The organism is Bacillus sp. GMa5/1 (genome assembly GCF_050172015.1).
Classification (GTDB): Bacteria; Bacillota; Bacilli; order Bacillales; family Bacillaceae_G; genus Bacillus_A; species Bacillus_A cereus.
Map to the genome: position 1 here is coordinate 1 of NZ_JBNLYC010000147.1, position 9985 is coordinate 9985.

A 9985-nucleotide genomic window follows, 5' to 3' on the forward strand; every position below is an offset into this window, starting at 1 on the left:
TCATTTTTGCGGAAGTAGTTCAGTGGTAGAATACAACCTTGCCAAGGTTGGGGTCGCGGGTTCGAATCCCGTCTTCCGCTTAATTAATAAGGGGCCTTAGCTCAGCTGGGAGAGCGCCTGCCTTGCACGCAGGAGGTCAGCGGTTCGATCCCGCTAGGCTCCATCTAAATAAAAAAGCTTACATCATATGATGTAAGCTTTTTTTGTTTTTAAAAAGACAACTTTTATACTTGTCGTTTAAAATGAAGAAAACGTAAAAATAAGGGATGGGGAGATAATTGTGAAAGTTGTTATTGCATCTGATTCATATAAAGAAAGCCTAAAAGCTATAGAAGTATGTGGAGCTATTGAAAGAGGTTTTAGAGCAATTTTTCCTAATGCAGAGTATGTGAAAATACCAATTGGAGATGGAGGAGAAGGGACGGTTGAATCACTTGTTGATGCTACAGGGGGGAGAATTATATCAATTAGTGTGACAGGACCGCTTAGAGAAGGTATACAAGCTTTTTATGGCATTTCTAAAGATAAAAAGACAGCGTTTATTGAAATGGCAGCAGCATCAGGATTACAGCACGTTCCAGTTGAAAAGCGCAACCCACTTATTACAACGACAAAAGGAACAGGAGAACTTATATTACATGCGCTAGATCAAGGAGTGGAGTACATAATTTTAGGACTTGGAGGAAGTGCTACAAATGATGGTGGGGCAGGTATGTTAGCAGCTTTAGGAGTAAGATTTATAAATGACAAGGGTGAAGTAATAGATCCATCTGGAGGCACATTACATTCGATTGTTGCTATTGATTTTTCACGAATGGACCCCCGCTTAAAGGGGGTAAAGATAGAAGCGGCATGTGATGTGGATAATCCATTAGTCGGAATGCAGGGAGCATCTTTCATATTTGGGAGACAAAAGGGTGCAAATGTAGAGATGATGAAAGAGCTAGATGAGAATTTACAACATTATGCGAATATGCTTAAACGATATGTATCTTTTGATGTATCTGAAATACCTGGTGCAGGGGCAGCGGGAGGAATGGGAGCGGCTGTTATTTCAGTGTTAAAGGGAGACTTGCGGAGGGGCATTGAAATTGTATTAGATTATACAAATTTCGATAAACATATAGAAGATGCAAATCTCATTATAACTGGTGAAGGTAGAATAGATAAACAAACTGCATATGGAAAGGCTCCTGTGGGTGTTGCGGGGCGTGCAAAACGTTTTTCTGTGCCTGTAATTGCTCTTGGAGGGTCTGTATCATCTGATTATTCAGCTGTGTACGAGAAAGGAATAGATGCGGTATTTAGTATTACAACGAGACCGATGACACTAGAAGAAGCATATAAAGTAGCAGGAGAAAATATTGAAATGACAACAAAAAATATTGCAATAGTATGGAAAATAGCATCAGAAAAACACTTCTAAATGTAGGAGTGTTTTATTATTATTATTTAATAATAGTGATTGCGATTGTTTCATTAAGTTAACTTTATACATAGAATAGTCTTGAAATTTGGTTTTCAGTATGAATATAAGTGAATAAATTGTATATCCATACAGAAAAATGTCGAGTTGAGTCAGACTATATAAAAGATTTAAAATATTTAGTGAAGGCATAAAAGGGGGATACTATCTATGAAAAAAGAAATCTCAGTTATTGGAGTTCCAATGGATTTAGGACAGATGCGTCGTGGAGTTGATATGGGACCGAGCGCGATCCGTTATGCAGGGGTAATTGAAAGAATTGAAGAAATTGGATATGACGTTAAAGATATGGGAGATATATGTATAGAGAGAGAAAAAGAGATAGATGAAAATACAAAATTAAGAAACCTTACACAAGTTGCAACTGTATGTAATGAATTAGCAAGTAAGGTGGATCATATTATAGAAGAAGGTCGTTTTCCACTTGTATTAGGTGGTGACCATAGTATTGCTATCGGTACATTAGCTGGTGTAGCAAAACATTATAAAAACTTAGGCGTTATTTGGTATGATGCACACGGTGATTTAAATACAGAGGAAACTTCACCATCTGGAAATATTCATGGTATGTCACTTGCAGCAAGTTTAGGTTATGGACATTCTTCACTTGTAGATTTATACGGAGCATATCCAAAGGTGAAAAAAGAGAATGTCGTAATTATCGGTGCGCGTGCATTGGATGAAGGAGAAAAAGATTTCATTCGCAATGAAGGTATTAAAGTGTTCTCAATGCATGAAATTGATCGTATGGGGATGACGGCTGTTATGGAAGAAACAATCGCATATTTATCTCATACTGATGGTGTACACTTATCATTAGATTTAGACGGTCTTGATCCTCATGATGCACCAGGTGTTGGAACGCCTGTAATTGGCGGTCTATCTTATCGTGAAAGTCATTTGGCGATGGAAATGTTAGCAGAAGCTGATATTATCACATCTGCTGAATTTGTTGAGGTAAATACGATTTTAGATGAGAGAAATAGAACGGCAACAACAGCAGTTGCTTTAATGGGTTCTTTATTCGGTGAAAAACTAAAATAAATGTAAGAAAAGCAACTGAGAAGTTGCTTTTTTTATTTGAAAATAGGCGTATAATAATGATTTATATTATACTGTACAATAAAAATGTTTGACATCTTACCAATTTGAGCTAAAGGGGGTTGTTTGTAATTGTCGTTTGTTTCATGTATGGTATAATTAACTAGTTGTTGGAAATACATACAGATAGAGCATAAAACAATATTTCAATATATGGATAGAATTGCTCGTAAGTAGGAGGAAGGGATAGCATGCCTTTTGAAGATACGACCATTTTGAAATATCTTAGTACGGCATTAGATATTGCCATTGTATGGTTTATTATATATAAGCTAATTCTTATAATCCGAGGGACGAAAGCTGTTCAACTTTTAAAAGGGATTACAGTTATTATCGTCGTTAAGATGATCAGTATTTTCCTTGAATTGCGTACGCTATCTTGGCTAACTGAACAAGTATTAACGTGGGGATTTTTAGCCGTTATTATTATCTTTCAGCCAGAATTGCGAAGAGCACTTGAGCAGCTAGGGCGCGGAAGTTTATTTTCGCGTGTTGGAACGCATGAGGATGATGAACCTGAAATGGTTGCAACAGCGATAGCAAAAGCAACCGAATATATGGGGAAACGTAGAATTGGTGCATTAATTACTTTGTCAAAAGAGACCGGTATGGGTGATTATGTGGAAACGGGTATTCCGCTGAATGCAAACGTATCATCGGAATTACTTATTAATATTTTTATTCCAAATACACCTCTTCATGACGGAGCGGTAATTATGCAAGGAAGTACAATTAAAGCAGCAGCATGCTATCTTCCATTATCAGAAAGTCCGTTTATTTCTAAAGAATTAGGAACTAGACATCGTGCTGCAATGGGAGTTAGTGAAGTTACTGATAGTATTACAGTAGTTGTGTCTGAAGAAACTGGTCAAATTTCTTTAACGAAAAATGGTAAGTTGCATCGTGATTTGAAGACAGAACAGCTGAAGGATATGTTATTAGCTGAATTTAGTGGAAACGAAAAAACGACTTCTTCGTCTTTATGGAATTGGAGGAGAAAGCGTCATGGATAAGTTAATGGAGAATCATTGGTTTTTAAAAGGGATCTCATTACTATTGGCGTGTATGCTTTTTATGTCAGCGACGTTAACTGAAAAAAATACGACATCAGGTATATTACCTTTTGCAAATGATACGAAAGAAACATTAACTAATTATGCTATTAATCTTAAGTATGATGAGGAGAAATATATTGTAAGTGGTATTCCGGCAGAGGGCGTTAAAGTAAAATTAGAAGGCCCAAAAGCATCAGTTGCTACAGCAAAAGCAAAAAAACAATTTGACATACCGGTTGATTTGCGAGATAGTCCAAAAGGAACTTATGAGATTTCTTTAAAAACGAACGGGCTTCCAGATGATGTGAAAGGAACAGTTCAGCCATCAACAATTAAAGTTACTCTTCATGAAAAGGCGAGAAAATATGTTCATGTAGATCTGAAATTATCAAATGAGGATCAGATGCCAGCGGGGGCTACTCTAGAAAAATCAAGCCTTAAACCGGATACTGTTGAGGTAGTTGGGACGAAAGAAGAAATTGAAAGCATTTCATCTGCCAAAGCGTATGTTGATTTAAAAGGTGTTAATAAAACTGTTACAAAAACGCCCGAAGTTACATTATACAATAAAGAAGGAAAACGTTTAAATGTAAGAACAAGTCCATCTAAGATTAGTGTAACGTTGAATGTGGCAACGCAAAATACAGCCAATAATACTGAAAAAACTGTTCCTGTAACGTATACGAAGAAGGGGAGTTTAGCAGAAGGATTGGCGGTTACAAATATCAGTGTTGAACCGAGAGAAGTAACGATAGCTGGTCCAAAAGATATTTTGGATAATATACAATCGCTAGAGGGGGTCGAAGTAGATCTTAGTCAATTGACAGAGTCTACAACATTCGATGCCTCTGTTTTATTACCCAAGGGTGTAACAAGTGCCAAACCGAATCAAGTGAAGGTTTCGGTGGGAGTGCAAAAAACAAAACAAACGAAAACAAAAACGATTGATGGTATCCCAATCCAGAAAAATGGACTTTCTAAAGATGTTACTGCTCAGCTACTTTCGCCGCAAGATGGAAAGATAAGTGTTGATATTTCAGGAGAAGCAAGTATAGTAGATAAAATAACAGCTGCTCAAATAACAGCGGTAATTAATCTGCAAAATGTATCTCCAGGAACGAAAGATATTTCAATTCAAGTGAGTGGTCCTGGTAATATTTCAATAGAGCCAAAACAAAAAAGTGCTAAAGTTACTATTGTGAAGAAAGAAAAACCAGATAAAGAAGTACAGGGTAACGGTCAACAACCGGATTCAAACACCGATCAAGAAAATCAAAATGAGAAACCAAAAAATCCTGAACCTGATTCAGAAAAAGAACAGGAAAAGAATCAAAACCAAAATCAAAATCAAAATCAAGATAAAGATAAAGAAACGAGTCAAGAACCAACAGTAGATAATCACAATCAAAAAGAGCAAGAAAAAGGAGCGAATCATAATGGGTAAATATTTTGGTACAGATGGAGTACGCGGAGTTGCAAATAAGGAGTTAACACCTGAATTAGCTTTCAAAATTGGACGTTTTGGTGGTTATGTATTAACAAAAGATACAGATCGTCCAAAAGTAATTATTGGTCGTGATACACGTGTATCTGGCCATATGTTAGAAGGAGCTTTAGTAGCAGGGCTATTATCAACTGGAGCAGAAGTAATGCGCCTTGGCGTTATTTCTACACCGGGCGTTGCTTATTTAACAAAAGCACTAGACGCACAAGCGGGTGTTATGATTTCTGCATCTCATAATCCAGTACAAGATAACGGTATTAAATTCTTTGGTTCAGACGGCTTTAAATTAACAGATGAGCAAGAAGCTGAGATTGAAGCTTTATTAGACAAAGAAGTTGATGAACTACCACGTCCGACAGGTACTAATCTTGGACAAGTGAGTGATTACTTTGAAGGTGGACAAAAATATTTACAGTACATTAAACAAACTGTTGAAGAAGATTTCTCTGGCCTACATATCGCTTTAGATTGTGCACATGGTGCAACTTCTTCTCTTGCTCCATACTTATTTGCAGACCTAGAAGCTGATATTTCAACGATGGGAACTTCTCCAAATGGTATGAATATTAATGAGGGTGTAGGATCTACACATCCAGAAGGCTTAGCTGAATTGGTAAAAGAAAAAGGTGCGGATATCGGACTTGCTTTTGATGGCGATGGCGACCGTTTAATTGCTGTAGACGAAAAAGGAAACATCGTTGACGGTGATCAAATTATGTTCATTTGTGCGAAGTACATGAAAGAAACTGGTCAATTAAAACATAATACAGTTGTTTCAACTGTTATGAGTAACTTAGGTTTCTACAAAGCACTTGAAGCAAATAATATTACAAGTGATAAAACAGCAGTTGGTGACCGCTACGTAATGGAAGAAATGAAGCGCGGAGGTTACAACCTAGGTGGAGAACAATCAGGCCATATTATCTTACTTGATTACATTACAACTGGTGATGGAATGTTAAGTGCACTTCAACTTGTAAACATCATGAAAATGACGAAAAAGCCATTATCTGAGCTTGCAGGGGAAATGACGAAATTCCCACAATTGCTAGTAAACGTTCGTGTAACAGATAAAAAATTAGCATTAGAAAATGAAAAAATTAAAGAAATTATTCGTGTTGTAGAGGAAGAAATGAACGGTGATGGCCGTATTCTTGTTCGCCCATCTGGAACAGAGCCACTTATTCGTGTAATGGCAGAAGCACCAACACAAGAAGTTTGTGATGCATATGTACATCGCATTGTAGAAGTTGTGAAAGCCGAAGTTGGCGCTGAATAATTAGCTGAATTTATATGAAAAAGGAGCACAAAAAGTGCTCCTTTTTCATATGTTTTATAGACGATGAAAAAAATTTCATTGACGGTTTATCCATGTTTGTTATAAGATGGTCTTGTTCTTTTTCTCAAAGGAAATATTGTAAATTATAAAAGCGCCAGAACTACAAATAGTGTAGTTGACGAGGTGGGGTTTATCGAGATTTCGGCGGATGACTCCCGGTTGTTCATCACAACCGCAAGCTTTTACTTAAATCATTAAGGTGACTTAGTGGACAAAGGTGAAAGTGTGATGAGAGAAGAGGAACGGATGAAAACTAGCTGTATAAGTATATACGGACTTAAACCCAATCGAGAGGAAGGTGAAAGCCGTTACAAGCTTACAGGGCTAGCAATATGTAATCCGTTTTTTAGTATAAATAAAAATGGTATCGGACTATGTCGTTACATGTTCGCAGAGCAGTGTAAGCATTTGTAACGGCGACTAAACATGTGTGGAATCGTAGGATTTATTGGAGAGCAAGATGCAAAGGAAATTTTATTAAAAGGTTTAGAAAAGCTAGAATATCGTGGATATGATTCAGCAGGTATTGCAGTACAAGCAGAGAACGGTGTTGTTGTATACAAAGAAAAAGGCCGTATCGCAAAACTTCGTGAAATCGTAGATGAGAACGTAGCAGCAAGCGTAGGTATCGGACACACACGCTGGGCTACACACGGTGTTCCAAGTAAAGTAAACGCGCATCCGCATCAAAGTACATCAAAACGCTTTACATTAGTTCATAACGGTGTAATTGAAAACTATGAATTAGTGAAAAAGGAATATTTACAAGATGTAACGTTCGTAAGTGAAACAGATACAGAGGTTATCGTACAGCTTATGGAACAACAAGTGAGCACAGGATTAAGTGTAGAAGAAGCGTTCCGTAATACGCTATCTCTTTTACATGGCTCTTATGCAATCGGATTACTTGATGCTGAAAATCCAAACATGATTTATGTTGCTAAAAACAAAAGCCCGCTATTAGTAGGTGTTGGTGACAACTTTAATGTTGTGGCAAGCGACGCTATGGCGATGTTACAAGTTACAGATCAATTCATTGAGTTAATGGATAAAGAAATCGTAATCGTAACGAAAGAAAGTATTACAATTAAAAACTTACAAGGTGAAACGATTGAACGTGCACCGTTTACAGCGGAATTAGACGCAAGTGATATTGAAAAGGGAACATATCCTCATTTCATGCTTAAAGAAATCGATGAGCAACCACTTGTAATCCGTAATATAATTCAAAAGTATCAAGATGAAAATGGCGAAATTGAATTAAATCAAGACATCCGCAATGCGATTTTAGATAGCGATCGTATTTACATCATTGCATGTGGAACGAGTTATCATGCAGGTCTTGTTGGAAAACAATTTATCGAGAAGTTTGCAAAAATGCCAGTTGAAGTACACGTGGCAAGTGAATTCTCTTACAACATGCCATTATTAACAGAAAGACCATTCTTCATTTACATTTCACAAAGTGGTGAAACAGCTGATAGCCGTGCAGTACTTGTACAAACAAATGAAATGGGGCATAAAGCATTAACAATTACAAACGTGCCTGGTTCTACGCTTTCTCGTGAAGCTGATTATACACTTCCGTTATACGCTGGACCAGAAATTGCAGTTGCATCAACGAAAGCTTACACAGCACAGCTTGCAGTACTTTCAATTTTAGCGGCTGATATTGCTAAAGCAAAAGGTGAAGTTCTTGATTTCGATTTAACACACGAACTAGGACTTGTAGCAAATGCAATGATAGAACTTTGTGATCAAAAAGAAGAAATGGACGCATTAGCAAAACAATTTTTAGCAACAACGCGTAACTGTTTCTTCATCGGCCGTAGCGTAGACTTCTACGTAGGATTAGAAGGTGCGTTAAAACTAAAAGAAATCTCTTACATCCAAGCAGAAGGATTCGCTGGAGGAGAGTTAAAACACGGTACAATCGCTTTAATTGAAAATGGTACACCAGTTATTGCACTTGCTACACAAGAGCACGTAAACCTTGGAATTCGTGGTAACGTGAAAGAAGTAGTAGCACGCGGGGCTAACCCATGTATCATCTCAATGAAAGGCTTAGAAATGGAAGGTGACAGCTTCGTATTACCAGCTGTACACGAAGCGCTAGCACCGCTAGTAGCAGTTATTCCATTACAACTTATCTCATACTACGCAGCACTTCACCGCGAGTGTGACGTTGATAAGCCACGTAACTTAGCTAAGTCTGTTACTGTTGAGTAGGAGATTGGTAGGTTAATAAATATAGTTATGCGTTTGAAATAAATTTTGATAGTTTATAAAAAAGTCTGATCGTTTATAATAAATTAAAACTAAGAAAAGAACTCTGTAAAAATCATTTTACAGAGTTCTTTTAGTTATTTATTGTTTTACATAACAAATTGTTACTTGTTCGTCTATGTGGAAAATCTGTAATGCTTTACCATCTAAATTTTTAACCTCATATGATGAATAAATAGGTCTTTCCAATTTCACTTCTTGACCATTTTGAGTTCCTTTTTCCACCATTAGCGTTAACTGATGGGAAGAAACGTCTGCTTGGTATGTTCCTGTTAAGTAATTATCTTTATTTGGATAAGAACCATTTGCATATGTTTCAAATGTCTTATCTGCTTTTAGGACTAACGTAGTTTTGACTCCGTCTCCGTAATCAATACCCCAATTACCTACAAGCTCTGTACCGTCTTTATAGTTGTTCTGTACATTCTTAAACTTAGCCGAATCCTCGTCTGGTGTATCAATTTTTCCTTTGAATATACCAGTTTTATTTTGGGTACTGTATGTTTTAACTGTATTACCACTAGATAAACTCGGTGAGTTAGAAGAACTAGTACCACTTGTTGTAGAAGTAGTTGTTGAACTACCCTTAGCTTCCGCTTTTAACTTATCAAATACAGGTTTCCAAATGCGTTTTGCTTCATCTAATTTATTGTTTGCTTTATCTATGATTGCATCATCCGTATCTTTAAGTTTTTTAGAGTAATCAAATAATTTCGATACTTCTTTGAAAGATTCTTTTAACTTTTGAACAGCTTTTACAATTTCCTTATGATCTTCCTTATATTTTCCTGGTGCATCTATACGCTCTATTTTATTAAATACTTTATCTAAGTCTTTAATACTATCTCGTACCTCTTCATTTGACTTACTTCCCTTTTTATTATCCCTCACAGAAGCATCATAGTAATCTAGACGTCTTAATAAGTCTTCTTCAATGTCTACCATAAGTTGTGGGTAATCCTCAGGTAAAACCATAATCATCTTAACATCTTTACTTTCTTCTTTTGAGTTAGTTGATTTTTCCTTTGTTTCAGATGATTTACCTTCTGTCTTAGTTTCTTTACTTTCTTGTTTACCAGATTCAGTATTTGTTTTTTCTTTTTCTCCAAATAAATTAGTTACACTACAAGCTGACATAGAAACTACTAATCCGGATGCTAGTAAAATTTTACCTGTACTCTTTTTGAAATTCTTCATATGATTTTTCAATTCTC

The 9985-nt window shown here is 36.5% G+C and carries 8 protein-coding genes and 2 tRNA genes; 9 read left to right on the forward strand and 1 reads right to left on the reverse strand.

Going from position 1 to position 9985, the window contains the following annotated elements:
- Positions 1-8: 8 nt before the first annotated feature.
- From ACQGSG_RS22950 to glmS, 9 genes are all read left to right on the forward strand, one after another.
- A tRNA-Gly gene (locus ACQGSG_RS22950) sits at positions 9-80 on the forward strand.
- Positions 81-90: 10 nt separating this feature from the next.
- Positions 91-163, forward strand: a tRNA-Ala gene (locus ACQGSG_RS22955).
- Positions 164-280: 117 nt separating this feature from the next.
- Positions 281-1426, forward strand: coding sequence for a glycerate kinase (locus tag ACQGSG_RS22960; protein WP_098605813.1), 1146 nt, complete (start codon positions 281-283; stop codon positions 1424-1426).
- A 210-nt stretch (positions 1427-1636) separates the two neighbouring features.
- Positions 1637-2530 (forward strand): arginase, encoded by an 894-nt coding sequence (gene rocF / locus ACQGSG_RS22965; protein ID WP_000711563.1) that lies wholly within the window; start codon positions 1637-1639, stop codon positions 2528-2530.
- A 248-nt stretch (positions 2531-2778) separates the two neighbouring features.
- Complete coding sequence (gene cdaA / locus ACQGSG_RS22970; RefSeq protein WP_001115697.1) at positions 2779-3600, forward strand: diadenylate cyclase CdaA; 822 nt, start codon at positions 2779-2781, stop codon at positions 3598-3600.
- On the forward strand, positions 3593-5086 hold the full coding sequence (locus ACQGSG_RS22975; RefSeq protein WP_061140065.1) for a CdaR family protein: 1494 nt from the start codon (positions 3593-3595) through the stop codon (positions 5084-5086). The genes cdaA and ACQGSG_RS22975 overlap by 8 nt, the downstream gene beginning before the upstream one ends.
- Positions 5079-6425 (forward strand): phosphoglucosamine mutase, encoded by a 1347-nt coding sequence (gene glmM / locus ACQGSG_RS22980; protein WP_000521476.1) that lies wholly within the window; start codon positions 5079-5081, stop codon positions 6423-6425. Before ACQGSG_RS22975 ends, glmM begins: the two co-directional genes overlap by 8 nt.
- Positions 6426-6713: 288 nt before the next feature.
- Positions 6714-6899, forward strand: a complete 186-nt coding sequence (locus tag ACQGSG_RS22985; protein WP_001206405.1) for a hypothetical protein — start codon at positions 6714-6716, stop codon at positions 6897-6899.
- A gap of 12 nt (positions 6900-6911) precedes the next feature.
- A complete protein-coding gene (gene glmS / locus ACQGSG_RS22990) occupies positions 6912-8714 on the forward strand; it encodes a glutamine--fructose-6-phosphate transaminase (isomerizing) (RefSeq protein WP_000334163.1) in 1803 nt (600 codons plus the stop codon).
- A 138-nt stretch (positions 8715-8852) separates the two neighbouring features.
- Here the strand turns inward: glmS and ACQGSG_RS22995 are convergent, their stop codons facing one another.
- Positions 8853-9980, reverse strand: a complete 1128-nt coding sequence (locus ACQGSG_RS22995; RefSeq protein ID WP_426948106.1) for a DUF3994 domain-containing protein — start codon at positions 9978-9980, stop codon at positions 8853-8855.
- Positions 9981-9985: the final 5 nt, after the last annotated feature.